At 71.7% G+C, this 24,666-nt stretch carries 24 protein-coding genes; 15 read left to right on the plus strand and 9 right to left on the minus strand.

Translation table 11 applies throughout. The features are described from left to right. Positions 1-62 precede the first annotated feature (62 nt). A complete protein-coding gene (locus ABZO31_RS20565) occupies positions 63-929 on the minus strand; it encodes a L,D-transpeptidase family protein (RefSeq protein ID WP_406862689.1) in 867 nt (288 codons plus the stop codon). Between the two features lie 180 nt (positions 930-1,109). Here ABZO31_RS20565 and ABZO31_RS20570 point away from each other — a divergent pair, with 180 nt between their 5' ends. Genes ABZO31_RS20570 through ABZO31_RS20580 form a run of 3 tightly spaced genes read left to right on the plus strand, consistent with a single transcriptional unit; the run spans position 1,110 to position 4,265 of the window. Continuing rightward, a complete protein-coding gene (locus tag ABZO31_RS20570; RefSeq protein ID WP_406862690.1) occupies positions 1,110-2,690 on the plus strand; it encodes an acyl-CoA mutase large subunit family protein in 1,581 nt (526 codons plus the stop codon). A 59-nt stretch (positions 2,691-2,749) separates the two neighbouring features. Continuing rightward, entirely contained in the window at positions 2,750-3,406 is a 657-nt protein-coding gene (gene leuE, locus ABZO31_RS20575) for a leucine efflux protein LeuE (RefSeq protein WP_406862691.1), read from the plus strand. 37 nt (positions 3,407-3,443) lie between these two features. Beyond that, the gene (locus ABZO31_RS20580; RefSeq protein ID WP_406862692.1) at positions 3,444-4,265 is read left to right on the plus strand and encodes a MerR family transcriptional regulator; all 822 of its coding nucleotides are present in this window, start codon (positions 3,444-3,446) and stop codon (positions 4,263-4,265) included. Between the two features lie 4 nt (positions 4,266-4,269). Here ABZO31_RS20580 and ABZO31_RS20585 read toward each other — a convergent pair whose 3' ends face one another. The 4 genes from ABZO31_RS20585 to ABZO31_RS20600 are packed head-to-tail and all read right to left on the minus strand — an operon-like array spanning position 4,270 to position 7,210. Continuing rightward, positions 4,270-4,485: a type II toxin-antitoxin system RelE family toxin gene (locus ABZO31_RS20585; RefSeq protein WP_406865420.1), complete on the minus strand. Its 216-nt coding sequence runs from the start codon at positions 4,483-4,485 to the stop codon at positions 4,270-4,272. Positions 4,486-4,514: 29 nt separating this feature from the next. Beyond that, the gene (locus tag ABZO31_RS20590) at positions 4,515-4,787 is read right to left on the minus strand and encodes a type II toxin-antitoxin system Phd/YefM family antitoxin (RefSeq protein WP_406862693.1); all 273 of its coding nucleotides are present in this window, start codon (positions 4,785-4,787) and stop codon (positions 4,515-4,517) included. 48 nt (positions 4,788-4,835) lie between these two features. Further along, the gene (locus ABZO31_RS20595) at positions 4,836-6,233 is read right to left on the minus strand and encodes an alpha-2,8-polysialyltransferase family protein (protein WP_406862694.1); all 1,398 of its coding nucleotides are present in this window, start codon (positions 6,231-6,233) and stop codon (positions 4,836-4,838) included. Then, complete coding sequence (locus ABZO31_RS20600; protein ID WP_406862695.1) at positions 6,230-7,210, minus strand: glycosyltransferase family 2 protein; 981 nt, start codon at positions 7,208-7,210, stop codon at positions 6,230-6,232. Before ABZO31_RS20600 ends, ABZO31_RS20595 begins: the two co-directional genes overlap by 4 nt. 209 nt (positions 7,211-7,419) lie before the next feature. Here ABZO31_RS20600 and ABZO31_RS20605 point away from each other — a divergent pair, with 209 nt between their 5' ends. The 11 genes from ABZO31_RS20605 (at position 7,420) to ABZO31_RS20655 (ending at position 20,541) form a co-directional block, all read left to right on the plus strand. Beyond that, the gene (locus ABZO31_RS20605) at positions 7,420-8,724 is read left to right on the plus strand and encodes a DUF6716 putative glycosyltransferase (RefSeq protein ID WP_406862696.1); all 1,305 of its coding nucleotides are present in this window, start codon (positions 7,420-7,422) and stop codon (positions 8,722-8,724) included. Further along, the gene (locus ABZO31_RS20610) at positions 8,724-9,947 is read left to right on the plus strand and encodes a cytidylyltransferase domain-containing protein (RefSeq protein ID WP_406862697.1); all 1,224 of its coding nucleotides are present in this window, start codon (positions 8,724-8,726) and stop codon (positions 9,945-9,947) included. The genes ABZO31_RS20605 and ABZO31_RS20610 overlap by 1 nt, the downstream gene beginning before the upstream one ends. 13 nt (positions 9,948-9,960) lie before the next feature. Continuing rightward, on the plus strand, positions 9,961-10,857 hold the full coding sequence (locus ABZO31_RS20615; RefSeq protein ID WP_406862698.1) for an N-acetylneuraminate synthase family protein: 897 nt from the start codon (positions 9,961-9,963) through the stop codon (positions 10,855-10,857). After that, complete coding sequence (locus tag ABZO31_RS20620) at positions 10,854-11,921, plus strand: hypothetical protein (RefSeq protein WP_406862699.1); 1,068 nt, start codon at positions 10,854-10,856, stop codon at positions 11,919-11,921. The genes ABZO31_RS20615 and ABZO31_RS20620 overlap by 4 nt, the downstream gene beginning before the upstream one ends. 140 nt (positions 11,922-12,061) lie before the next feature. Further along, entirely contained in the window at positions 12,062-13,294 is a 1,233-nt protein-coding gene (locus tag ABZO31_RS20625; protein ID WP_406862700.1) for an amidohydrolase, read from the plus strand. Between the two features lie 263 nt (positions 13,295-13,557). Then, positions 13,558-14,595, plus strand: coding sequence for a BMP family lipoprotein (locus ABZO31_RS20630; protein WP_406862701.1), 1,038 nt, complete (start codon positions 13,558-13,560; stop codon positions 14,593-14,595). A 196-nt stretch (positions 14,596-14,791) separates the two neighbouring features. Then, entirely contained in the window at positions 14,792-16,384 is a 1,593-nt protein-coding gene (locus ABZO31_RS20635; RefSeq protein WP_406865421.1) for an ABC transporter ATP-binding protein, read from the plus strand. Next, entirely contained in the window at positions 16,381-17,493 is a 1,113-nt protein-coding gene (locus ABZO31_RS20640) for an ABC transporter permease (RefSeq protein WP_406862702.1), read from the plus strand. Before ABZO31_RS20635 ends, ABZO31_RS20640 begins: the two co-directional genes overlap by 4 nt. After that, on the plus strand, positions 17,490-18,779 hold the full coding sequence (locus tag ABZO31_RS20645) for an ABC transporter permease (protein WP_406862703.1): 1,290 nt from the start codon (positions 17,490-17,492) through the stop codon (positions 18,777-18,779). Before ABZO31_RS20640 ends, ABZO31_RS20645 begins: the two co-directional genes overlap by 4 nt. Next, entirely contained in the window at positions 18,776-19,180 is a 405-nt protein-coding gene (locus ABZO31_RS20650; protein WP_406862704.1) for a cytidine deaminase, read from the plus strand. The genes ABZO31_RS20645 and ABZO31_RS20650 overlap by 4 nt, the downstream gene beginning before the upstream one ends. A gap of 83 nt (positions 19,181-19,263) precedes the next feature. After that, positions 19,264-20,541, plus strand: a complete 1,278-nt coding sequence (locus ABZO31_RS20655; protein WP_406862705.1) for a thymidine phosphorylase — start codon at positions 19,264-19,266, stop codon at positions 20,539-20,541. Between the two features lie 61 nt (positions 20,542-20,602). On the opposite strand, the gene ABZO31_RS20660 is transcribed toward ABZO31_RS20655, so the two are convergent. From ABZO31_RS20660 to ABZO31_RS20670, 3 genes are all read right to left on the minus strand, one after another. Further along, complete coding sequence (locus ABZO31_RS20660) at positions 20,603-21,436, minus strand: hypothetical protein (protein ID WP_406862706.1); 834 nt, start codon at positions 21,434-21,436, stop codon at positions 20,603-20,605. Positions 21,437-21,540: 104 nt separating this feature from the next. Then, positions 21,541-22,632 carry a hypothetical protein gene (locus ABZO31_RS20665; RefSeq protein ID WP_406862707.1) on the minus strand — a complete coding sequence of 364 codons (1,092 nt, stop codon included), beginning with the start codon at positions 22,630-22,632 and terminating at the stop codon, positions 21,541-21,543. Further along, a complete protein-coding gene (locus ABZO31_RS20670) occupies positions 22,629-23,291 on the minus strand; it encodes an HAD family hydrolase (RefSeq protein ID WP_406862708.1) in 663 nt (220 codons plus the stop codon). Before ABZO31_RS20670 ends, ABZO31_RS20665 begins: the two co-directional genes overlap by 4 nt. 64 nt (positions 23,292-23,355) lie before the next feature. Between ABZO31_RS20670 and ABZO31_RS20675 the strand changes: the two genes are divergently transcribed. Beyond that, the gene (locus tag ABZO31_RS20675) at positions 23,356-23,640 is read left to right on the plus strand and encodes an STAS domain-containing protein (RefSeq protein WP_406862709.1); all 285 of its coding nucleotides are present in this window, start codon (positions 23,356-23,358) and stop codon (positions 23,638-23,640) included. A 1-nt stretch (position 23,641) separates the two neighbouring features. Here ABZO31_RS20675 and ABZO31_RS20680 read toward each other — a convergent pair whose 3' ends face one another. After that, entirely contained in the window at positions 23,642-24,619 is a 978-nt protein-coding gene (locus ABZO31_RS20680; protein WP_406862710.1) for a sigma-70 family RNA polymerase sigma factor, read from the minus strand. Positions 24,620-24,666: the final 47 nt, after the last annotated feature.

Genomic DNA, 24,666 nt, shown 5'->3' on the forward strand with positions numbered 1-24,666 from the left:
GCGCACCTGGCGCGGGCGGGACACGTTCCCCCGGTCCCGCCCGCGCCCTCAACTCCTCTCCCCTACCAGTGGACGACGACCTTGTCCCCGACCTTCACCTGGTCGAAGAGGGCCGCGATCTTCCCCTTGTTCCGGACGTTCACGCAGCCGTGCGAGGCGCCGTTGTAGCCGCGCGCCGCGAAGTCCGCCGAGTAGTGCACCGCCTGGCCGCCGCTGAAGAACATCGCGTACGGCATCGGCGTGTGGTAGATCGTCGAGACGTGGTCCCGGCTCTTGGAGTTGACCTTGAACGTGCCCTCACGGGTGGGCGTGTTCTCCGAGCCGAAGCGGACGTCCATCGACGACAGCACCTTGCCGTCGATCATCCACGCCAGCGTCCGGGTCTCCTTGCTGATGCACAGCACCCGGCCCGTCATACAGCGCGCGTCCGGCTTGTCCAGCTTGTTGGTGGTCGACGGGCGCAGCTCGTCCTGGGTCGGCTTCCGGGTCATGCCCAGCAGCCGCTGCCAGGTGATCTCGTCCACCGAACCGGTCTGCGGAAGCTCCCGCTTCTTCTGGAAGTCCTTCACCCCGCTGCCGGTGATCGAGCCGTAGAAGCCGGTGGGCGCACGGTCGAAGTAGCCGATCTGGCGCAGCCGGGCCTGGAGTTCCCGGACCTGGGCGCTCTCGTCGCCGTCCTTCATCAGGACCTTGGACTGGGGCTGCGGCGCCTCCGTCGTCGGCGTCGCGGAGGGCGAGGGGGCCTCGCTGCTCGGTGCCTCGGACGGCTTGTCGTCGGCCGGCGGGGCGCTCGACGAGGGCGCGCCCGTCGACGGCACGACGGGCGACGGGTCGGCGGCGCCGCCCGGTCCCTGCGGATTGCAGCCGGCGACCAGGGCGACCGCGGCGGCGGCGAGGACGGCTCTGCGTATGACGGAACGGTGGCGCATGGATTTCCCCCCAAGGCATGTGTGTGTACCTAGTGATGCTTCCCGCGCGTGCTTGGTTGCGCACTCGGGTGGATCCTGTGAGGAAGGTCCCAGCGTGCTGGCCTCCACCGGCCGCACAGCCGCCGATACAGTCCGTCGCGGGGGTCGTACCGCACAGTAGGTCTACCGAGAGGCACAGCGATGTCGCGCGAGTCGGAGTCGGGTCTTCCGATCGAGCCGGTCTACGGGCCGGACGCCCTGGCCGGATGGGACCCCGACGCGAAGCTGGGCGAGCCCGGCTCGTACCCCTTCACCCGCGGCGTCTACCCGTCGATGTACACCGGCCGGCCCTGGACGATGCGGCAGTACGCCGGCTTCGGCACCGCGGTCGAGTCCAACGCCCGCTACAAGCAGCTCATCGCCAACGGCACCATGGGCCTGTCCGTCGCCTTCGACCTGCCCACCCAGATGGGCCACGACTCGGACGCCCCGATCGCGCACGGCGAGGTCGGCAAGGTCGGTGTCGCCATCGACTCCATCGACGACATGCGCGTGCTGTTCGACGGGATCCCGCTGGACAAGGTCTCGACGTCGATGACCATCAACGCCCCCGGCTCGTTGCTCCTGCTGCTGTACCAGCTCGTCGGCGAGGAGCAGGGCGTCCCGGCGGACAAGCTGACCGGCACGATCCAGAACGACGTGCTGAAGGAGTACATCGCCCGCGGCACGTACATCTTCCCGCCGAAGCCCTCGCTGCGGCTGATCGCCGACATCTTCAAGTACTGCAAGGCCGAGATCCCGAAGTGGAACACCATCTCGATCTCCGGCTACCACATGGCCGAGGCCGGCGCCTCGCCCGCGCAGGAGATCGCGTTCACCCTCGCCGACGGCATCGAGTACGTGCGGACCGCCGTCGCCGCGGGCATGGACGTGGACGACTTCGCGCCCCGCCTCTCGTTCTTCTTCGTGGCCCGCACCACCATCCTGGAGGAGGTCGCCAAGTTCCGCGCCGCGCGCCGGATCTGGGCCCGGGTGATGAAGGAGGAGTTCGGCGCGAAGAACCCCAAGTCGCTGATGCTCCGCTTCCACACCCAGACCGCCGGTGTCCAGCTGACCGCCCAGCAGCCCGAGGTCAACCTCGTGCGCGTCGCGGTCCAGGGCCTCGCGGCCGTCCTCGGCGGCACCCAGTCGCTGCACACCAACTCCTTCGACGAGGCCATCGCGCTGCCGACGGACAAGTCCGCCCGGCTGGCGCTGCGCACCCAGCAGGTCCTCGCGTACGAGACCGACGTCACCGCCACCGTCGACCCGTTCGCCGGCTCGTACGTGGTCGAGAAGATGACCGACGACGTCGAGGCCGCCGCCCTGGAGCTGATGCAGAAGGTCGAGGACCTCGGCGGCGCGGTCAACGCGATCGAGCGCGGCTTCCAGAAGAACGAGATCGAGCGCTCCGCGTACCGGATCGCCCAGGAGACCGACAGCGGCGAGCGGGTCGTCGTCGGCGTCAACCGCTACACGATCGACGTCGAGGAGCCGTACGAGCCGCTGCGCGTCGACCCGGCGATCGAGGCCCAGCAGGCCGATCGCCTGGCGAAGCTGCGCGCCGAGCGCGACCAGCCGGCGGTGGACGCGGCGCTCGCCGAGCTGAAGAAGGCCGCCGAGGGCACCGACAACGTGCTCTACCCTATGAAGGACGCGCTCAAGGCGCGGGCCACCGTCGGCGAGGTGTGCAACGCGCTGCGCGAGGTCTGGGGCACGTACGTCCCGACCGACGCGTTCTGATCTTCCGCCATACGAAACCCCGGAGCGGAGTGTCGCACCCACGTGCGACACTCCGCTCCATGCTGGGTGTCACCGATCTTCCGACCTATCTCGCGGGTCTCGTCCTCATCATCCTTCTGCCGGGGCCGAACTCGCTGTACGTGCTGTCCGTCGCGGCCCGCAAGGGCACCCGCACCGGCTACCAGGCCGCGGCCGGGGTGTTCACCGGGGACGCGGTCCTGATGACGCTGGCCGCGCTCGGCGCGGCCTCGCTGCTCCAGACCACCCCGCTGCTCTTCATGATCGTGAAGTACGCGGGCGCGGGCTATCTGACCTGGATGGCGATCGGCATGCTCCGGGCGGCCTGGGGCATGTGGCGCTCGCGCGGCGAACTCACCGCCGAGAGCGCGGCGGACGAGCCGGCCGGGCCGGTGGAGCACCCGTACCGCCGGGCGCTGATCATCAGCCTCTTCAACCCCAAGGCGATCCTCTTCCTGATCTCGTTCTTCGTGCAGTTCGTGGACCCCGGCTACGCGTACCCCGCGCTGTCCTTCCTCGTCCTCGGCACCCTGCTCCAGCTCGGCAGCTTCCTCTACCTGACGACCCTGATATTCGGCGGCTCCCGCCTCGCCGCCGCCTTCCGCCGCCGCAAGCGGCTATCGGCCGGGGCGACCTCGGCGGCCGGTGCGCTCTTCCTCGGCTTCGCCGTGAAGCTGTCGCTGAGCAGCACCGCTTGACCCTCACACCGTGTGAGGCCGTTGCGTAGGAGTCGTCATGTTCACCATCGGAGACTTCGCACGGCACGGCCAGGTGTCGGTCCGGATGCTGCGTCACTACGACGCCGTCGGACTGCTGCGGCCCGCCCGTGTCGACCCGCACAGCGGCTACCGGTACTACGAGGCCGGCCAGCTCGCCCGGCTCAACCGCGTCATCGCGCTCAAGGACCTCGGCTTCACCCTGGAACAGGTGGCCGTGATCCTCGACGAGCAGGTGGCCGCGGAGGAGCTGCGCGGCATGCTGCGCCTGCGCAGGGCCGAGCTGGAAGCGGCCCTGGAGGAGGCGCGGGCGCGCCTGGCCCAGGTCGGTGCGCGGCTCCGAGCCATCGAGAGCGAGGGACGCATGTCCACGCAGGACGTCGTCGTCAAGAAGATCCCCGCCGTCCGGATCGCCGAACTGAGCGCCGTCGCCGCGAGCTTCGGCCCGCACGACATCGGCCCGGTCGTCGGCCCCCTGTACGAGGAGCTGTGCGGCCGTCTGGAGGCGGCCGGCGTCACCGGCTTCGGCCCCGGCCTCGCGTACTACGAGGACGCCGGCCGCGGCGACGGCTCGGTCCTCGTGCACGCCGGCATGACCGTGCCCGAGGGCACGGAGGCGGAGGGTGTGAAGGTGCACGTCCTCCCCGGCATCGAGGAGGCCGCGACCATCGTGCACCGCGGCTCGATGGACGCCGTCCTGCCGACCGTGCAGAACCTGGCCCGCTGGATCGACGCCAACGGCTACCGCACGCGGCACTACGCCCGCGAGCTCTACCTGGAGTGCCCCGAGGACCGCGCGCGGTGGGTGACCGAGATCCAGGAGGCGATCACCCGGGCCTGACGTCTCAGGGCACGCGCCCGACCTTCGCCACATGGACGGTGATCGTCTGATCCTCGACCCGGTACAGGACCCGCCAGGCGCCGACGGACAACCGGTAGTAGCCAGTCGCCGAGAGGACGGGCCGTCTCCGGGCGCGGGACGTCAGCCAGGGCGGACACCCCGCCGCACAGGCTTTCGCGCCGACAGGGTCGGCCTGCCTGAGACGACGGAACTCCGCCATGGCCGGCTGCTCCCACACAACCACGTTGCTCACGAGGCCGCCCGCCGGTCCTCGGCCTCCAGCTGTGCCATGAACTCGTCATGCGTCATCGAGGGACCGGTCGGCTCGGCCTCGTGAGCCTTGGCCTCTGCGAGGTCGGTCTCGTCCCGGAGACGCAAGAGTTCCTCCAGCTCCTCTATCGGGACGAGGGCCGCCGCCGGCTTGCCGTACTCGCTGATCAGGATGGGTTCACGGCCGTGCCGCACCCGGCTGACGAGCTGCCCCAGCTGGTTGCGCGCTTCCACGAGCGGATACGTCTCCATGGCGGAACCGTACACACCTGCAGGTGTGTACGCAGTGCTCGCCGCGGACTACCGCCCGCTGACCCGCCGCAGCGCCGCCCGCTTCAGGCGGCGGGCGCGGCGGGCCAGGCGGCGGACGGCGGCGTGCCGGGGGACCGGCAGGCCGCCGGGCAGGCCCAGGACCGTCAGCCGGCGGCGGGTGAAGTAACGCCAGTCCGCCGGGGACGGGCCGCCCGCCAGGTACGCCTCCGCGGCAGGCCGCAGGTCCGCGCGGATCTGCGGCTGCATCGCGAAGCCCACCGCGCCGACCAGACCGGCCAGTTCCCCGGCGACCGCCGCCGGGGACGGCGGGGCCCAGGCCGCCACGGCGGCCGGGTCGGCGAGGTCCGGCAGCAGGGCGTCCACGATCGTGACCGGGACGCGGTTGCTGTTCTCGTACGGGCGCAGCCGGTCGAGCAGTGTGTCCGTGCCGACCCGTGCCACCGGAAGCCCGTAGAACGTGCTCGCCGTGAGCAGCGCCGTCGAGAAGCAGCCCACGACGAGGGCCGGCCGCAGCTCCCGGTACAGCACTTCCGCGAGCACCGGCCGCTCGATCACGGTCAGTTCCGCGCCGAGCCGCTCCGCCTCCTCGCGCAGGGCCTTCGTCCAGGACTGCGGGGCGGTGGGGTGCGGCTTGAAGGCCAGCCGGTGGTGGCCCGCGGCGACCGCGCCGCGCACCATCCGCAGGTGCAGCGCCTCCTCCTCGGCGGGGGGGAGGATGGACAGGGCGGACAGGTACTGGCCGAGCAGCAGGGCCGGGCCGGTCGCGCCGTCCGCGGCAGGCGCCTCGGACAGCTCGGCGACGACCTTGGTGAAGGCTTCCGTCGGCACCACCCGTGCCGCCGCGCCGAACTCGGCGAGGAGCAGCGGTGTGAGCCCCGGCACGAGGTCCAGGTGGAACAGCCGGCGCACCCGTTCGCCGACCAGCGGGTCGATCTTGTTGCGGGTGGGCCCGTAGCTCATCAGCCCGTCCGCGTACACGTCGAGCGCGGCGTCCGGGAAAAGCTGGGCGATCGACAGGCCCGGGGTCACCTGCACCGATTCCACGGCGAGTTCGAGCCGGTCGTCGCCGAGGTCCCACAGTCGGCGCAGGTGCCGCTCCAGGAGCGGTACGTCGTCCGGGCGGGGCGTCCAGCCGGAGGGGTGCAGCGGGGCGATCGCCTCGTTCCAGGAGAGCACCCGGTCGAAGCGGTCGCGCAGCCGCGCGAAGCCCTGCATGCCGTCCGGGGCGACCGCGGTCTCGGGGACCGCCGCGTTGTTGGCGAGCAGCAGCAGCCGCCGGTCGGCGGGGCCGAAGCAGCCGCTGTCCAGGGCGGCGGCGAGGGTGGCCACCCCGTACAGCGTGGAGGCGTAGAAGATCTGGGTCGTACGGCGGGTGGTGCGGGGCGTGCGGCTGGGACGGGCCGTGCGGGTGGTACGGGAGCTCATGCCGCGGCCACCTCCGCGGACCCCGGGCGGCGACGGATCCTGCGCAGCAGACCCGCGCGTTCGGCGTCCATGGAGTTCAGCGCCTCCTTCAGAATGTCCTGCGGCATTCGCTTCAGCGCGGCCGCGCTGAGCGACCGCAATTTCCTTGCGACGGCCGGTTGGAATCGGCCGATCGCGGCGTTGTGATGGGCGATGATCGCGCAGTACGTGCGCACCGCTTTCGGCAGCAACGCGTCCGCGTCGGAATCGTTCGCCGTTTCCTCGATCACCTGGTCGAATGCCCGGATGAAATCCAGTTGCCGCACGTCCGCGATCTGCGTGAGCGAGGTCGCGACCCCCCGCCGGTAGAACACCCCGAGCGTGCTCACCGCGGCGAAGGACTCCGCCTCGCGGTGCAGCCGCCAGATCCACGGCCGGTCCTCGGCCGTGCGCAGCCCGTCCGTGAAGTGCAGCAGCCCGCGGTCGAGCAGCCGCCGGCGGTAGATCCCGGCCCAGGCGTACGGGTAGTCCACCGAGGTCGTCCGGTGGGCCGGCAGGATCGCGTCCCGCGGCCGCAGCACCTCGTCGCGTCGGCCGATCGGGGCGCGCTTCACCACGCGCTTGCGGCCGGTGGCCACCACATGGTCGGTGCGCACGAAGTCGCAGTCCAACTCCTCGATGGCGGTGAGGAGTTCGGCGAAGTGACCGGGAGCGGCCCAGTCGTCGCCGTCGAGGAACGTCAGGTACTCCCCGCGGGCCGCGTCGAGGCCGGTGTTGCGCGCGGTGGCCAGTCCGCCGTTCTGCTCGTGCCGGATCAGCACCGCCCCCGGCAGCTCCTGCGCGGCGCGCTCCAGGAGGTGGCGCGTGCCGTCCGTCGAGCAGTCGTCGACGAGCACGAACTCGACGTCGTCCCGCGCGTTCGCATGCAGGCTTCTGAGGGTGTCGGGGGCGTATGTCTGCACGTTGTAGAACGGCACGACGACAGAGAGCTTGACCACGCGGCCGACGCTAGGCGGGCCCCCGGCATTCGCCCTTGCCGAAAGGCGGATGTGCGGTGAACGCGCGGCGACGGTCTGCTGAATCGGCTTGGGCGGCGAACTGCCGACACGATTCCCCGGGGCTTTTTCAGAATGCGTCAGGCCGGTGTTCACCGTTTGTTGTGACCGAGTTGGGCCATCGAGCCGGATGCCTTTCTAACGTCACCGACGTGCCATCACCAAGCAATGCAGCGGTGCGCGTCGCCGTTCTCGCAGACTCCGACACCCGGTGGAAATGGGGAGCGCTGACCGCGCGCCGCATCGCCCCCGGCGGGGCGGAACCGACCGGCTTCCTCCTGCGCGGCCGGGCCACCCCCACCGCGCGCCAGCTCGCCGAGGCCGGGGTGTCCGAGACCCGCCCGCACGAGGTGACGGGCGGGCAGTTCCTGCGGGCGCTGCGGGACGAGGGCTTCGACGTCGTCGTGCTCGCGCTGGTCGGCGGTACCGTCCGCGCGGTCCTCGAGGGGATCACCGACCTCGACCTGGAGCGGCGGCCGGTGATCGTCACCGGCTATGTCGGCGTGGTCTACGAGAAGCTCGCCGACGGACTGCTGCTGCGGCACGGCGCGGACGTCGTGCTCGCCAACTCCCGGCACGACGCGGAGCGTTTCCGCGCCGTGTACGAGGGGGTGGGCGCCGACGCCTCCTCGGTCGTCGAGGCCGCGCTGCCGTTCCTCGGCGGCGCCCCGTACGCCCCGGAGCCCGGCCGCGACACGGTGGTGTTCGCCGCCCAGCCGTCGGTGCCGGTCACCCGCGCCGACCGCGTGTACCTGCTGCGCCGGCTGGTCCGCCACGCCCGGCTGAACCCGGAGCGCGAGGTGCTGCTCAAGCTGCGCTCCAAGCCCGGCGAGCACACGACGCATTTGGAGGAGCTGCCGTACCAGAAGCTGGTGCGCGACCTGGCCGTACCGCCCAACTTCCGCCTGGTGTACGGGCACATGGGCGAGGTCCTGGACCGCACCGACCTCCTGGTCACCGTCTCCTCGACGGCCGCTCTGGAGGCCCTGCACCGCCGGATCCCGACCGCGATCCTCTCCGACCTCGGGGTCCGCGAGGTGCTCGGCAACCACCACTTCATCGGCTCCGGGCTGCTGACCTCGTTCGACGCGCTCGACAACGACGAGCGGCCGGTCGCCGACGAGGACTGGCTGGCCCGCCAGGGCGTCGCCGCTGGGGGTCCCCCCACGCCGCCAGGCGTAGGGGGAGGCGCGTACGAGACGGCCTTCGACGCCGCCCGCGCCCGCGTGGCGGAACTCCTGGCCGGCCCGGCCCTGCCCCCGATCGCCCCCTACTACACGGCCGAGACCGCGCCCGGGTACCTGCCCGGCATCCTCGCCCGGCACCGCCTCGACGTGAACGCGCCGGAGACCCCCGACAGCGGGCTCCGCCGCCTCGTCCGCGAGGCCGCCCGCGGCGCGTACCGCCACGGCGTCCAGCGCGTGGCCCCCGTCATCCGCCGGCTGGGAGAACTCTGATGACCACGCCCGCCACCGTCCTCGCCGTGATCCCCGCCCGCGGCGGCTCCAAGGGGGTCCCCGCGAAGAACCTCGCCGAGGTCGGCGGGGTCCCCCTGGTCGCCCGGGCCGTGCTGGTCTGCCGGGGCGCGCGCCTGGTGACCGACGTGGTGGTCTCCACCGACGACGCGGACATCGCCGCCGCCGCCCGCGCCGCCGGGGCGGAGGCCGTGCACCGTCCGGCCTCCATCGCGGGCGACACCGCCTCCAGCGAGTCCGCGGTGCTGCACGCCATGGACGCCTTCGAGGCCACCCACGGCCGGCGCGCCGACGTGGTCCTGCTCGTCCAGTGCACCAGCCCCTTCCTCACCTCCGAGGACGTCGACGGGGTCACCGCCGAGGTCCTCCAGGGCCCCGCCGACACCGCCCTGACCACGGCCCCCTCGCACGGCTTCCTGTGGCGCGCCCGCTCCGGCGAGCAGGGCGACACCGGCGACGCCCTGGGCGTCAACCACGACAAGGCCTTCCGCCCGCGCCGCCAGGATCGCGAGCCGGAGTACCTGGAGACCGGCGCCGCCTACGCCATGGACGCCGAGGGCTTCCGCCGGCACGGCCACCGCTTCTTCGGCCGCACCGCCGTCGTCGTCACCGACCCGGCCCGGGTCCTGGAGATCGACGACCCGCACGACCTGGCCCGCGCCCGCGCGCTCGCGCCGCTGCTCGACCCGGTCACCACGCCCGTCCTGGCCGATGTCGACGCCGTCGTCCTCGACTTCGACGGCACGCAGACCGACGACCGGGTCCTCGTCGACTCCGAGGGCCACGAGTTCGTCTCCGTGCACCGCGGCGACGGCCTCGGCATCGCCGCGCTGCGCCGCTCCGGCGTCCCGCTGCTGATCCTGTCCAGCGAGCAGAACCCGGTGGTCGCCGCCCGCGCCCGCAAGCTGCGGATCCCGGTCCTGCACGGCATCGACCGCAAGGACCGGGCCCTGAAGCAGTGGTGCGACGAGAACGGCGTCGACCCGCAGCGGGTCCTCTACGCCGGCAACGACGTCAACGACCTGCCCTGCTTCCACCTCGTCGGCTGGCCCGTCGCCGTCGCGAACGCCCACGACGCGGTCAAGGCCGCCGCCCGGGCCGTCACCGCGACGCCCGGCGGCTCCGGCGCGATCCGCGAGATCGCCGGCTGGCTCCTCGGTCCCGAACTCACCGTCCCCACCCTCACTCCCACCCCGAACGCGTAAGGAACCGCACCCCATGAGCGACACCCGTCTCCGCACCCTCGGCAGCAAGACCGCCGGCCCGGGCCAGTCCGTCTACGTCTGCGGCGAGATCGGCATCAACCACAACGGCGACCTCGAGAACGCCTTCGCGCTCATCGACGTGGCGGCCGACGCCGGCTGCGACGCGGTCAAGTTCCAGAAGCGCACCCCGGAGATCTGCACCCCGCGCGACCAGTGGGACATCGAGCGCGACACCCCCTGGGGTCGCATGACCTACATCGACTACCGCCACCGCGTGGAGTTCGGCGAGGACGAGTACCGCGCCATCGACGAGCACTGCAGGAAGCGCGGCATCGACTGGTTCGCCTCCCCGTGGGACACCGAGGCCGTCGCCTTCCTGGAGAAGTTCGACGTCCCGGCCCACAAGGTCGCCTCCGCGTCGCTCACCGACGACGAGCTGCTGCGCGCCCTGCGCGCCACCGGCCGTACGGTCATCCTCTCCACCGGCATGTCGACCCCGGCCCAGATCCGGCACGCCGTCGAGGTGCTCGGCAGCGCGAACATCCTGCTCTGCCACGCCACCTCCACGTACCCGGCGAAGGCCGAGGAGCTCAACCTGCGCGTGATCAACACACTGCAGCAGGAGTACCCGAACGTCCCGATCGGCTACTCCGGCCACGAGACCGGCCTGCAGACCACCCTCGCCGCGGTCGCCCTCGGCGCCGCGTTCGTCGAGCGCCACATCACCCTCGACCGCGCCATGTGGGGCTCCGACCAGGCCGCCTCCGTCGAGCCGCAGGGCCTGCAGCGCCTGGTCCGCGACATCCGCACCATCGAGACCGCGCTCGGCGACGGCGTGAAGAAGGTCTACGAGTCCGAGCTCGGCCCGATGAAGAAGCTCCGCCGGGTCCAGGGGCTCGTCGCCGCATGACCGGGAGCCTGGCGTTCGTCGAGAGCCCGGTCCAGCTCCTGAACGTCCTGGAATGGGCGTACGCCCGTACGCCCGTCCCCGCGCAGCGCACCGCCGAGGCCCCGCAGGGCCTCGGCGGCGACCTGGCGATCGTCGTCCTCCCGCCGGTCGACCCCATGTCGCGCGGCCAGCTCCGCCGGATGGCGCAGCTGGCCCGCGACGAGGGCGTCACCGTCCGCTGGCAGGAGGCCCGCGGCGGCGCCGGCGCCGTGCTGCGCACCCTCGCCGGACTCGCCCCGGAGCTGAACCGGGCGGAGCGGGTGGTGATCGGCGACCCCTTCTCCCGGTACGTGCAACTGCTGCTCACCCTGGTCCGCGCCGACCGGCTCACGGTGGTCGACGACGGCACCGCGACCATGGAGTACGCGGCCCAGCTGACCCGCGGCGAGCGGCTGGTGCGCTGGCACCGGCGGGGCAGCCGGGGGCCGCGTGAGCTGGTGCTCGCGCCGGTCACCGCGCTCGCCCGGCACCGGCTCGCCCCGGCGCGCCGGCGGACGGTGGAGATCTTCAGCGCGCTGCCGGTGGACCCGCCGCCGGACACCACGGTCACCGTGAACCGGTTCGCCTGGACCCGGGCCCGGTTCGGCCCGCCGCGGCAGACCCGGGGCGCGGACCTGGTGGGCACGTCCCTGGTGGAGACCGGAGTGGTCGACCCCGACCGGTACGCGGACGCGGTCGGCGCGCTGGCCGGGGCGCACGGCGCGACCCGGTACTTCGCGCACCGGCGGGAGAGCGCGGAGAAGCTGCACCGGATCGCCGTGGAGACCGGGATGGAGATCGTCCGCCCGGACCTGCCGCTGGAGCTGATCGCCCGCCGCGGCCCCATCGGGCGTACGGTCGTCAGCTTCCCGTCCACCGTGGTGCACACGCTGCCGACGGTGCTCAAGGGGACGGGGGTGCGGATCGCGGTCTGCGAGGTGGCGCCGGAGTGGCTGCGCGAGAACGCCTCGCCGCGGGCGCAGGGCTTCCTGTCGGGGGTGACGGGCACGGCGCCGACCATGATCGAGCGCCTCGAGTTCGGGTGAGCTCCGTCACAGGGAATCAGCCGAGCTTACCCAGAAGGCGCCGGTCTCAAGCGTTCCGACACCGCCTTTCTTCCCCTAACGGGTTGAACTTTTGTTGATCGACGGGCAGTTGATCTCTCTTGGGGCCTACCCTTCAAAAGGTGAACCAGTTGAAGTCCCGTGAGCCCGACTCCGTCGCCCTGCCCGGTCGCCTGCCCGCCGCCCTGCGCACCGAACTGATCGCGTTCCGCAGGGACTTGCACATGCACCCCGAGCTCGGCAACCGGGAGTTCCGTACGACCGCCCGGCTCAAGGAGCGCCTGGAGGCCGCCGGCCTGCGGCCGAAGGTGCTGGCCACGGGCACGGGACTCATGTGCGACGTGGGCTCCTGGGGCGAGGGCGGCGTCGGGATCCGGCGGATGCTGGCGCTGCGCGCGGACATCGACGCGCTGCCGATCCCGGACGTCAAGACCGTCCCGTACCGCTCGACCGTGGCCAACATGGCGCACGCCTGTGGACACGACGTCCACACCTCGGCCGTGCTCGGCGCCGGTCTGGTCCTGGCCGAGCTGGACCGCGAGGGCCTGCTGCCCGCCCCGGTGCGGCTGATCTTCCAGCCCGCGGAGGAGGTGCTGCCCGGAGGCGCGCCCGACGCGATCGAGTCCGGCGTCCTGGAGGGCGTGGGCCGGATCCTCGCGGTGCACTGCGACCCGCGGGTGGACGCCGGCCGGATCGGGCTGCGGCCCGGGGCGATCACCTCCGCCTGCGACCGGCTGGAGATCACCCTGGACGGCCCGGGCGGTCACACCGCCCGTCCGCATCTGACGACGGACCTGGTCACCGCCGCGGCGAAGGTCGCCACCGAGGTCCCGGCGCTGCTCGCCCGCCGGGTCGACGCCCGTTCCGGGCTCGCGGTCACCTGGGGCCGGATCGAGGCCGGGCACGCCTGCAACGTCATCCCGCAGCACGCCGAGCTCTCCGGCACCGTGCGCTGCCTGGACCTGCAGGGCTGGCGCGACGCGCCCGACCTGGTGCACGCGGCGGTCGACGAGATCGCGACCCTGCACCGGGCCAAGTCGACCATCGACTACGTCCGGGGCGTCCCGCCGGTGGTGAACGACCCGGCGATGACCGAGCTGCTGCGCGACGCCATGACGGCACGCCGCGGCGTGCTCTCGATCGAGGACACCGAGCAGAGCCTGGGCGGCGAGGACTTCTCCTGGTACCTGGAGCACGTCCCCGGCGCGATGGCCCGCCTCGGCGTCCGCACCCCAGGCGACACCACCCGCGGCGACCTCCACTGCGGCGACTTCGACGCCGACGAGCGCGCCATCGAGGCCGGCGTCGAGCTCTTCACCGCCGCCGCCCTGCTGGACGCCGCGCCGAAGTCCTGATCCGGCCGCCGCCCCACCCCTGACCGTTCCTCCGCCCACCCCGGCGCGCCGTGCCGCGCACACCCCACGGTGACCGGTCCCGATCGCACCGTGACGGCGTGCGCCGGGGGCGCGGCGGGCGCAGGATGGGGGGTGGGAGTTCGCGGGCGTCGATCCGGTAACGACTGATGAACGGGTCTTTAACTGACATCTACGCGCGTTACGATCGCCCACAAGCCAGCGCCGCAAGGGGCGCTTTCGGTCAGTCTTGAAGGGACCACCTCGTGCGCCGGGTATCCAAGATCACCGCCGCGTGTGCTGTCACAGCGGCTCTCGCCCTCACCGCCACCGCGTGTGGCGAGTCGTCCACCGAGAGCTCGGGCTCCGGGGACACCATCAAGGTCGGCATGGCGTACGACGTCGGCGGCCGTGGTGACAACTCCTTCAACGACTCCGCCGCGCGCGGCCTCGACAAGGCCAAGGCCGAGCTGGGTGTCGAGACCAAGGAGCTGACCGCGAAGACCGGTGAGACCCCGGCCGACCGCGAGCAGCGCCTCACCTCCCTCGCCGAGGGCGGCTTCAACCCGGTCATCGGTGTCGGCTTCGCGTACAAGGACGCGATCGACAAGGTCGCCGCCAAGTTCCCGGACACCACCTTCGGCCTGGTCGACTCGGTCTCCGAGGCCAAGAACGTCGACTCGATCGTCTTCACCGAGGAGCAGGGCTCGTACCTCGCCGGTGTCGCGGCCGCGCTGAAGTCGAAGGACGGCAAGATCGGCTTCATCGGCGGTGTCGACACCCCGCTGATCAAGAAGTTCGCCGCCGGCTTCCAGCAGGGCGTCAAGGACACCAAGCCGGCCGCCTCGGTCACCATCCAGTACCTGTCCACCGGTACGGACTTCTCCGGCTTCGGCTCCCCGGACAAGGGCAAGGCCGCCGCCAAGGGCATGCTCGACAAGGGCATCGACGTCATCTACGCCGCCGCGGGCGGCTCCGGCGCCGGCGCCATCGAGGCCGTCGCGGCCAAGGACGGCGCCTGGGCGATCGGCGTCGACTCGGACCAGGCCAAGGACCCGGCCCTGTCCAAGTACGCCGACTCGATCCTGACCTCGATGGTCAAGAACGTCGACACCGGTGTCTTCGAGCTGATCAAGTCCGTCAAGGACGGCAAGCCGATGACCGGCACGCACACCTACTCGCTGGCCGAGAACGGTGTCTCGCTGACCACCACGGGTGACCACCTCAAGGACATCCAGGCCCAGATCGACGAGGCCAAGAAGAAGATCGTCGACGGCCAGATCAAGGTCAACACGACCCTCTGACGCACGTCGGAGAGGGGCCCGGAGGGCGGTTTCGACCGACACTCCGGGCCCCCTTCACACGTATGCCCGTGGGCAGTTGAACTATTTTCCGTACGCTACGCGCGTAGCGCGCGGCCCACAGGGTAATTTTCGCCACCGACAGCGCCTGCGTTCCCGCCTCAAGCTCCTCACGCTCCCTGCCTATGGAGAGTGCGTCATCAAAGCCTCAACCCCCAGCAGTCCGAACGCCGTAGAACTCCGCGGCATCACCAAGCGTTTCCCCGGCGTCGTGGCCAACCACGACATCGACATCACCGTGCGCCGCGGCACCGTGCACGCCCTCGTGGGCGAGAACGGCGCGGGCAAGTCGACCCTGATGAAGATCCTCTACGGCATGCAGAAGCCGGACGAGGGCACCATCACGATCGACGGCGAGCTGGTGTCGTTCAGCAACCCCGGTGACGCCATCGCCCGCGGCGTCGGCATGGTGCACCAGCACTTCATGCTCGCGGACAACCTCACCGTCCTCGAGAACGTCGTCCTCGGCTCCGAGAAGCTGTACGGCATCGGCGACAAGGCCCGCGCAAAGATCAAGGAGATCTCCGACGCGTACGGCCTCGGCATCCGCCCGAACGCCCTCGTCGAGGACCTCGGTGTGGCCGACCGTCAGCGCGTGGAGATCCTCAAGGTCCTCTACCGCGGCGCCCGCACCCTGATCCTCGACGAGCCGACCGCCGTGCTCGTCCCGCAGGAGGTCGACGCGCTCTTCGACAACCTGCGCGAGCTCAAGGCCGAGGGCCTCACGGTCATCTTCATCTCGCACAAGCTGGGCGAGGTCCTGTCGGTCGCCGACGAGATCACCGTCATCCGGCGCGGCACCACGGTCGGCACCGCCGACCCGAAGCAGACCACGACCAAGCAGCTCGCCGAGCTGATGGTCGGCGCCGAACTGCCCTCCCCGGAGACCCGCGAGTCGACCGTCACCGACGTGCCGATGCTGACGGTCGAGGACCTGTCGCTGAGCGCCGTCGACCCCGACGGCGTGGTCCGCGCGGTCCTCGACGGGATCACCCTGACCATCCACAAGGGCGAGGTCCTCGGCATCGCCGGCGTCGAGGGCAACGGCCAGTCCGAGCTCGTCGACACGATCATGGGCATGCGCGGCGCCGACCGCGGTGTGGTCACCCTGGACGGCGCCGACATCTCCTCCGCGCCGACCCGCAAGCGGCGCGAGGACGGCATCGGCTGCATCCCCGAGGACCGCCACCGGCACGGCCTGCTCCTTGAGGCCCCCCTCTGGGAGAACCGCATCCTCGGCCATGTCACCGAGAGGCCGAACTCCAAGGGCGCGATCCTCGACCTGAAGGCCGCCCGCAAGGACACCGAGCGGATCGTGCGCGAGTACGACGTCCGCACCCCCGGCATCGAGGTCACCGCGGCCTCCCTGTCCGGCGGCAACCAGCAGAAGCTGATCGTCGGCCGCGAGATGAGCCACGACCCCAAGCTCCTGATCGCCGCGCACCCCACCCGGGGCGTGGACGTCGGCGCGCAGGCGCAGATCTGGGACCAGATCCGCGCGGCCCGCCGCGAGGGCCTGGCGGTCCTGCTGATCTCCGCCGACCTGGACGAGCTGATCGGCCTCTCCGACACGCTGCGGGTCATGTACCGCGGCCGGCTCGTCGCGGACGCCGACCCGGCGACCATCACCCCGGAGGAGCTCGGCTCGGCCATGACCGGCGCCGCCGCCGGTCACCTTGAGCACGAACAAGGCCCTGAGGGCACCGACGGCCCGGAGGACGAGGCCCGATGAAGAAGATCGACAAGGAGCGGTTGCTCCTGGGCATCGCGGCACCGGTGCTCGCGATCGTCGCCGCCTTCCTGATCACCGCCCTGGTGCTCGCGGCCACGGGCAAGGAGCCGTTCAGCGCCTTCGGCATCATGTTCGACTACGGCATCAAGTCGGACAGCCAGGTCTACATCATCAACAAGGCGACGACGTACTACCTGGCGGGCATCGCGGTGGCCATCGGCTTCCGCATGAACCTGTTCAACATCGGTGTCGACGGCCAGTACCGGCTCGCGGCGTTCTTCGCCGCCGCCGTCGGTGGCGCGCTGACCCTGCCGGGCATCGTCCAGATCCCGCTGATCATCGTCACCGCGATGATCGTCGGCGCCATGTGGGCGGGCATCGCCGGTGTCCTCAAGACCACCCGCGGTGTCAGCGAGGTCGTCTCGACGATCATGCTGAACTTCATCGCGACCGCGATCATCGGCTACCTGCTGCAGCCCGGCCGCCTCGGCCACCTGGACGCGGCCGGCACCAAGGTCGCCACGACGCCGCTGCCGGAGTCCTCGCGCTTCTTCGACTTCCCGACCACGCCGACCCCGATCTACGGCTTCGTCGTCGTCGCGGTCCTCGCGGGCGTCGCGTACTGGTTCACGCTGTCGCGCACCCGCTTCGGCTTCGACCTGCGCACCGTCGGCCAGTCCGACACGGCCGCCGCGGCCAGCGGTGTCGACGTCAAGAAGATGGTCATCACGTCCATGCTGATCTCCGGCGCCATGGCCGGCCTGATCGGCATGCCGACGCTGCTCAACGACTCGTACGAGTTCGGCGGCGACTTCCCGGTCGGTATCGGCTTCACCGGTATCGCCATCGCCCTGCTCGGCCGCAACCACCCGATCGGCATCGCGCTCGCCGCGATCCTCTGGGCCTTCCTGGAGCGCGGCGGCCAGCAGCTGGAGTTCGAGGACTACGACCGCGAGATCGTCGGCGTCATGCAGGGCGTCATCGTCCTCTGCGTCGTCATCGCCTACGAGGTCGTCCGCCGTTACGGCATCAAGCGCCAGCAGCGTCAGGTCGGCGAGAAGCTCGCGGCCCAGGCCCGTTCCAACGACTCGACGGAGGTGTCGGCGTGACCGCCACGGCGACTTCCACCCCGCCGCCTGCCGCCCCCAAGGTGTCCGGTGGCAAGGGCGGCCGCTCCCGCCTCTCCCTTCCCTGGATCCTGCTGATCGTCGCGGGCGGGCTCATCGCCCTCTCCGCCGTCCGCGCCATCACCGGCGCGCAGGACCTCACCTCGGCCGGCCAGATCAGCGCCTCGCTCTCGCTCGCCGTGCCCATCGGCCTCGCCGGTCTCGGCGGTCTGTGGTCCGAGCGGGCCGGCGTGGTCAACATCGGCCTCGAGGGCATGATGATCCTCGGCACCTTCTTCGGTGCCTGGGCCGGCTGGCAAACCAGCCCCTGGCTCGGCATCCTCGCCGGCATCGTCGGCGGCATGCTCGGCGGTCTGCTGCACGCGGTCGCCACCGTCACCTTCGGCGTCGACCACATCATCTCCGGTATCGCGATCAACATCCTGGCGGTCGGTTTCACCACCTACTTCGCCAAGCTCTGGTTCAACTCCGGCGAGGCCGCGGCCAAGGGCGGCAGCCCCAAGCAGTCCCCGCCGGCCGAGGAGATCACCTCGGTCACGATCCCGGGCCTGTCCGACTGGCTGGCCGACATCGAGAAGCACCACTGGTTCCTGGTGTCGGACATCGCGGGCATCCTCGGCGGCCTGGTCACCAACCTCTCGCTGGTCACGATCCTCGCCGTGCTGCTGCTCGTCGCCACGTTCTTCGTGCTGTGGAGGACCTCGTTCGGTCTGCGGCTGCGCTCCTGCGGCGAGAACCCGATCGCGGCCGAGTCGCTGGGCGTCAACGTCTACAAGTACAAGTACATCGCCGTGGTCGTCTCCGGCGGCCTCGCCGGACTCGGCGGCGCGTTCCTGTCGCTGGTCACCTCGCACATCTACAACGAGGGCCAGACCGGTGGCCGCGGCTACATCGGCCTCGCCGCGATGATCTTCGGCAACTGGCGTCCGGGCGGTCTCGCCATGGGCGCGGGGCTCTTCGGCTTCGCCGACGCGCTCCAGCTGCGCAGCGGCGGCGAGTCCGTGCACGCGCTGCTCCTGCTGCTGTTCGTGGTGCTCGTCGGCCTCGCGGCCTGGAAGGCGTACCAGAAGCGCTGGATCACCGCCGCGATCAGTGCCGTCATCGGCGCGGGCGTCCTGGTCTGGTACCTCGGCACGGACACCGTCCCGGTCGAGTTCGTCAGCGCCACGCCGTACGTGGTCACCCTGCTGGTGCTGTCGCTCTCGGCGCAGCGGCTGCGGATGCCCAAGGCGGACGGCATGCGGTACCGCAAGGGCGAGGGCAAGTGACCTCGCCCGCCCCGGTGGTCGACTGGGAGGGCCTGTGGGCCGCCGCGCGTGAGGCGATGTCGCACGCGTACGCGCCCTACTCGGGCTACCCGGTCGGCGCGGCCGCGCTCGTCGACGACGGGCGGGTGGTCTCCGGCTGCAACGTGGAGAACGCCTCGTACGGGCTCGGCCTGTGCGCCGAGTGCGGGCTCGTCTCGCAGCTCCAGGCGACCGGCGGCGGCCGGCTGACGCACTTCGTGTGCGTGGACGGCCGCGGCGAGGCGCTGGTGCCGTGCGGCCGCTGCCGGCAGCTGTTGTACGAGTTCGGCGGCCCGGCGCTCGTCCTGGAGACCCCGGCCGGCCGGCTCACCCTGGACGAGATGCTTCCGCAGGCTTTCGGCCCGGACCACCTCGCCAAGTAGCACTTCGGAGCGGCCCTTCCGGCACGATGGGAGGGCCGCTCCTCCTTCTTTCCCCTCTATGCGCGTAGAAAGAGGCACTGCCCATGGACGCCATCTCCGTCATCCGCACCAAGCGGGACAAGGGCGAGCTCAGCCCCGAGCAGATCGACTGGGTCATCGACGCCTACACCCGCGGTGAGGTCGCCGACGAGCAGATGTCGGCCCTGGCCATGGCGATCCTGCTGAACGGGATGAACCGCGACGAGATCGCCCGCTGGACCGCGGCGATGATCGCCTCCGGCGAGCGGATGGACTTCTCGTCCCTCTCCCGCCCCACCTCCGACAAGCACTCCACCGGCGGCGTCGGCGACAAGATCACCCTCCCGCTGGCCCCGCTGGTGGCAGCCTGCGGCGCGGCCGTCCCGCAGCTCTCCGGCCGCGGCCTCGGCCACACCGGCGGCACGCTCGACAAGCTGGAGTCCATCCCCGGCTGGCGCGCGCTCCTGTCGAACGAGGAGATGCTGTCGGTCCTGGACACCACCGGCGCGGTCATCTGCGCGGCGGGCGACGGCCTGGCCCCCGCGGACAAGAAGCTCTACGCCCTGCGCGACGTCACGGGCACGGTCGAGGCGATCCCGCTGATCGCCTCCTCGATCATGTCGAAGAAGATCGCCGAGGGCACCGGCTCGCTGGTCCTGGACGTGAAGGTCGGCACCGGCGCGTTCATGAAGTCCCTGGACGACGCCCGCGAGCTGGCCCGCACCATGGTCGGCCTGGGCACCGACTCCGGCGTGAAGACGGTCGCCCTGCTCACCGACATGTCCACCCCGCTCGGCCTGACGGCCGGCAACGCGCTGGAGGTCCGCGAGTCGGTCGAGGTCCTGGCCGGCGGCGGCCCGGCGGACGTCGTCGAGCTGACCCTGGCCCTGGCCCGCGAGATGCTCGACGCCGCCGGCCTGAAGGACGCCGACCCCGCGAAGGCCCTAGCGGACGGCTCGGCGATGGACGTCTGGCGCCGCATGATCGCCGCGCAGGGCGGCGACCCGGACGCGACGCTCCCGGTCGCCCGCGAGCAGCACGTGGTGACGGCCCCGTCGTCCGGCGTCCTGACCCGTCTCGACGCGTACGGCGTCGGCATCGCCGCCTGGCGCCTCGGCGCCGGCCGCGCCCGCAAGGAGGACCCGGTGCAGGCCGGCGCCGGCGTCGAACTCCACGCCAAGCCCGGCGACACGGTCACCGCGGGCCAGCCGCTGCTGACCCTGCACACCGACACCCCGGAGAAGTTCGACTACGCCCTGAAGTCCCTGGACGGTGCCTGGGACATCGCGGCCGAGGGCACGGCGTTCACCCCGAACCCGATCGTCCTGGACCGCATCGCCTGACGCGGTCCGTACGGGACCGGTGGCTTCCACCGGTCCCGGCGGCCGGTCGGGGCCCGGTCGTTCAGCGGCCCAGCGCGGAGCGCAACGTGATCCCGTGGAGGGTGCGCAGCCTGCGTACCTCCCAGACCGACAGCGCGGTCACCGACAGCGGGCCGCCGAGCATGAACGAATACAGCACGACCGGCGGCGCCGCGACATCCGGACCGCTGTAGAGCTGGAACGCGAACAGCGACCAGACCAGCAGCGGGGAGAGCAGCGGCGGGAGCAGCGGGTGCACGTCCATGGTCCGGAAGCACGTGAGGACGCTGAGCCAGGTGATCAGGAGCGTGTACGGGATCGAGCCGAGCAGCAGCACGGCCGCCACGAGCCAGCCGACGATCAGGACGAGGAAGGCCAGGACGGAGGAGATCCAGCCGGGGCCGGTGATCGCGGTGAAGAACTCCTTCAGGTCCGTGCCGTCGACCAGATCGCCCGTGACGGTCATGAAGGACAGCCAGGCGCACAGCGGGCCCCAGAGCAGCATGAGGGCGGCCGAGATCGGCCGGCGCAGCCGTTCGGCGAAGTCCCGTCGGCGGTCCGGCGTGCTCGCGACGAGGAACGCGGTGACGCCGACGATGCTGCCGACCGCCAGGATGCCGCAGGCGAGGCCCAGTTCGAGGAGCTTGGTGAGCACGAACTCCTGCCCGCCGTCGCTCAGCGGATAGGACGCGATCAGCCAGACGGCGGCGGCCAGGCCGAGGAGCGTACGCGTGATCTGCACCCCGGAGATGAGACCGTCCTCCACCTTCTCGGCCGAGGGCGCCCGCTCGAAGTCCCCCACCCACGACCGGAAGAACGCCCGCACCGCGCCCCCGCGTCCCGTCCGGTCGCCGGATATCGCTGTCGTACGGCTCATGTGATGTCTCCCCCGAGTAGGTCGCACGCGCTCCATGGGGCGCATGCGCACCACCATGATCATCGGACAGCCTAAGAGGTCAGTGCGTCCCCCGGGGTTCCCCGTCAGCCGAGCGCCTGCCACGCCTCCCGCTCGCCCGGCAGGCCGAGGCCGCGCAGGGTGATCTTCCGGTTGCCGTTGATCGGGGACCACAGGGTGTCGTCGGACGCGATGGCGCGGGCCAGGTCCCGCTGTTCGGGGGCCGGCTCCTCCGGCCAGCCGTCCGCGAAGAGGGCCTCCAGGTACGGGCCCAGGTCCGGGCAGGGGGCGATGCGGAAGGCGTGGGGGAGGGCGGCGAGCGCGGGCTCGTACAGGCGGGACGGGGCGACCGGGCGGCGGGACAGGACCGCGATCAGTGTCCAGCGCGGCGGCTCACCCGCGAAGCGGGGGAGGCCGTTCAGGGCGTCGAACTCCGTCGGCGTCGCCGCCATCCGCAGCAGTTCCTCGTGTGCCGCCGGGTCGTCCGCCAGCGGCGGGGTCATCGCCGCGGCGCAGCGTACGAGCGGGCTCGGATCGCTGAGGAAGGGGGTGGGATCGCCGCCGAACTCACCCAGGTCCATGACCAGCGAGGCCCGCTCCTCCACCGACTCCGCCGCCGCGGCGAGCCGCGCGAGCCGGGGCAGCAGCTCCGGCCTCCGGACGGCGGCCTCGGGGTGGAGGAGCAGCCTCCCGGCCGCCGCCCACGCCTGCGCCCGCACCTGCGGGTCCGGGTCCTCCAGGAACTCCGACACCGGACCGACCAGCTCCGGCAGCAGGTCCCAGCAGTCCAGGGCCGCGCCCGCGAGCACCACGTCGCCCTCGTCGTCGTCCCACATGTCGACCTGCTCGTCCTCGTCGGCGGCGACGTACGCGGCGATCCACTCCTCCGTCGGCGTCGCCGCAACCCGCGCCCGCAGTTCCTCCGCCTCCACGCCCACGTTCACCGAGGACGCCACGTCCCGGACGAAGGCGAGGCCCACCAGAGGCGCCTCGCGCAACCGTCCGCCGACGATCCGCAGCACCTCCGGCGTGGCCGGCCACACCGAGCCCTGGTGCAGGATCGCCGACCACAGGTGGTCGCCCGCGTCCGCCAGCGGACCCCGCAGCACCTCCCCGGTGTCCGTCGCCGTGCCGTACGCGTGGAACACCCGCGACCAGTCCACGACCCGCCCGCTCATGCCCGCACCCCCGCCAGCAGACCCGGCAGCTCGTGCATCGCGTCGAAGAGCCGGGTGTCCGGGCCCGCGAGGCGCTCGGCGGAGGTCAGGCCGCCGCAGTAGCCGAACGCCCGCATCCCCGCCGCGCGGGCGGCCCGCACCCCGTACGGGCTGTCCTCGACGACCGCGCACCGCTCCGGCGCGACACCCATGACGGCCGCCGCGTGCAGGAACAGGTCCGGGGCCGGCTTGCCGCGGGCCACGTCGCGGGCGCTGAAGATCCGCGCGTCGTCGAAGCGGCCGATCAGGCCGGTACGGGTCAGGTTGCGCCGGATCTCGGCGTGGCTGCCGTTGGAGGCGAGGCAGTACGGGACGTCCAGCCCGTCCAGCACCCCGGTGACCCCCTCGACGGCCGTCAGCTCGGCGTCCAGCGTCTCCTCGTACCGCGGCCGGAACGGCTCCTGCCAGCCCGGCTCCAGCGGACGGCCGCGCCGCTCCTCGACCAGCGCGGTCCACACCTCCGCCGGGGAGCCGACGAACTGCTCCACCAGTTCGGCCTCGGTGAACTCCGCGCCCAGCTCGGCGAACACCTCCCGGTCCACCCGGCAGTACAGCGGCTCGCTGTCCACCAGGACGCCGTCACAGTCGAAGATCACCAGCTCGACAGGGTCGTGAGTCATGGGGCGAGCCTAGGCGGCGCCTCGGACACCGATGAGTTCGGATCCCCGCGCGGGTCTCGTAGGTGTGGACACCACTCAACCGCTCGTCCTCTACGTCTCCGGCCGGATCGGTCCCACCGACGCGCCCGGGCTCTGTGCCGGGCTGGAGCGGCGGCTCGCCGGGCTCGACCCGGCCGAGGTCGTGTGCGACGTCGGCGCGCTCGGGCAGGCCGATCTCGCCGTTGTGGACGCGCTCGCCCGGCTCCGGCTCACCGCCGGGCGGCTCGGGCACACGCTGCGGTTCCGGGGGGCCGGCCAGGAGCTGCGGCTGCTCCTGGCCCTGGTCGGGCTGGACGGGGCCCTGCTCTGAGTCAGGCCTCCAGGCGGTCCGGCAGGCCGAACAGCGGGAACCAGCGCTTGGTGTCCAGGAAGAACGACATCTCGCCGATCCTGCCGTCCGACAGTTCGAGGACGATCAGCGCCCACGGGCTGAACCCGCCCTCCGGGTCCGGGTGGTACTGCGCGAACGCCGGCGAACCGTTCGCCACCGTCGGCACCAGCTTCGAGCCCTGGCAGACCTCGCCGACCCCGAGCATCCAGCCGACGATGTCGTCGTGGCCGCGCAGCCACAGGTCGTACGGCGGCATGGACATCGTCGCGTCCTCGTGCAGCAGCGCGGTCAGCGCCTTCATGTCGTAGCCCTCGAAGGCCGTCACATAGCGCTCCAGGAGCTGCTGCTGCTCCTCGTCCAGCGGGTTCGCCGTGTCCGACGTCGCCGGGGTCTGCTCCGCCAGCGTCGCCCGGGCCCGCTGCAGCGCGCTGTTCACCGACGCGACCGAGGTACCGAGCAGCTCAGCGACCTCGGCGGCCTTCCAGGCCAGCACCTCGCGCAGGATCAGCACCGCCCGCTGCTTCGGCGGCAGGTGCTGCAGCGCCGCCACGAACGCCAGCCGGATCGACTCCCGCGCCACCGCCGTCTCCGCAGGGTCGGCGACCGACGGCAGCACCCGGCCGTCCGGCACCGGCTCCAGCCAGGTGATCTCCGGCCGCTCGCTGAGCCGCGCCTGCGCCACCGGCGTCGCCGCGGTCAGGTCCATCGGCCGGGCCCGCCGGTTCCCCGCGTTCAGCGAGTCCAGACAGACGTTGGTGGCGATCCGGTACAGCCAGGAGCGGAGGCTGGAGCGGCCCTCGAAGGAGTCGATGCCGCGCCACGCGCGGACCATCGTGTCCTGCACCGCGTCCTCCGCCTCGAAGGCGGAGCCGAGCATCCGGTAGCAGTACCCCGTCAGCTCCTTGCGGTACTCCTCCAGCCTGGAGTCGAGATCGCCGGTCGTCGCCAGATCGCTCATCGCGTTCACCCCAACTGCCCCCACGGCGCCGTTCGACACCGATGCAG

Source organism: Streptomyces solicamelliae (assembly GCF_045348655.1).
Classification (GTDB): domain Bacteria; phylum Actinomycetota; class Actinomycetes; order Streptomycetales; family Streptomycetaceae; genus Streptomyces; species Streptomyces solicamelliae.

Coding starts and splice junctions, on each gene's coding strand:
- ABZO31_RS20565 (WP_406862689.1), bottom strand. CDS start 929: ATGCGCCACCGTTCCGTCATACGCAGAGCCGTCCTCGCCGCCGCCGCG.
- ABZO31_RS20570 (WP_406862690.1), top strand. CDS start 1,110: ATGTCGCGCGAGTCGGAGTCGGGTCTTCCGATCGAGCCGGTCTACGGG.
- leuE (WP_406862691.1), top strand. CDS start 2,750: ATGCTGGGTGTCACCGATCTTCCGACCTATCTCGCGGGTCTCGTCCTC.
- ABZO31_RS20580 (WP_406862692.1), top strand. CDS start 3,444: ATGTTCACCATCGGAGACTTCGCACGGCACGGCCAGGTGTCGGTCCGG.
- ABZO31_RS20585 (WP_406865420.1), bottom strand. CDS start 4,485: ATGGCGGAGTTCCGTCGTCTCAGGCAGGCCGACCCTGTCGGCGCGAAA.
- ABZO31_RS20590 (WP_406862693.1), bottom strand. CDS start 4,787: ATGGAGACGTATCCGCTCGTGGAAGCGCGCAACCAGCTGGGGCAGCTC.
- ABZO31_RS20595 (WP_406862694.1), bottom strand. CDS start 6,233: ATGAGCTCCCGTACCACCCGCACGGCCCGTCCCAGCCGCACGCCCCGC.
- ABZO31_RS20610 (WP_406862697.1), top strand. CDS start 8,724: ATGACCACGCCCGCCACCGTCCTCGCCGTGATCCCCGCCCGCGGCGGC.
- ABZO31_RS20615 (WP_406862698.1), top strand. CDS start 9,961: ATGAGCGACACCCGTCTCCGCACCCTCGGCAGCAAGACCGCCGGCCCG.
- ABZO31_RS20620 (WP_406862699.1), top strand. CDS start 10,854: ATGACCGGGAGCCTGGCGTTCGTCGAGAGCCCGGTCCAGCTCCTGAAC.
- ABZO31_RS20640 (WP_406862702.1), top strand. CDS start 16,381: ATGAAGAAGATCGACAAGGAGCGGTTGCTCCTGGGCATCGCGGCACCG.
- ABZO31_RS20655 (WP_406862705.1), top strand. CDS start 19,264: ATGGACGCCATCTCCGTCATCCGCACCAAGCGGGACAAGGGCGAGCTC.
- ABZO31_RS20660 (WP_406862706.1), bottom strand. CDS start 21,436: ATGAGCCGTACGACAGCGATATCCGGCGACCGGACGGGACGCGGGGGC.
- ABZO31_RS20665 (WP_406862707.1), bottom strand. CDS start 22,632: ATGAGCGGGCGGGTCGTGGACTGGTCGCGGGTGTTCCACGCGTACGGC.
- ABZO31_RS20670 (WP_406862708.1), bottom strand. CDS start 23,291: ATGACTCACGACCCTGTCGAGCTGGTGATCTTCGACTGTGACGGCGTC.
- ABZO31_RS20680 (WP_406862710.1), bottom strand. CDS start 24,619: ATGAGCGATCTGGCGACGACCGGCGATCTCGACTCCAGGCTGGAGGAG.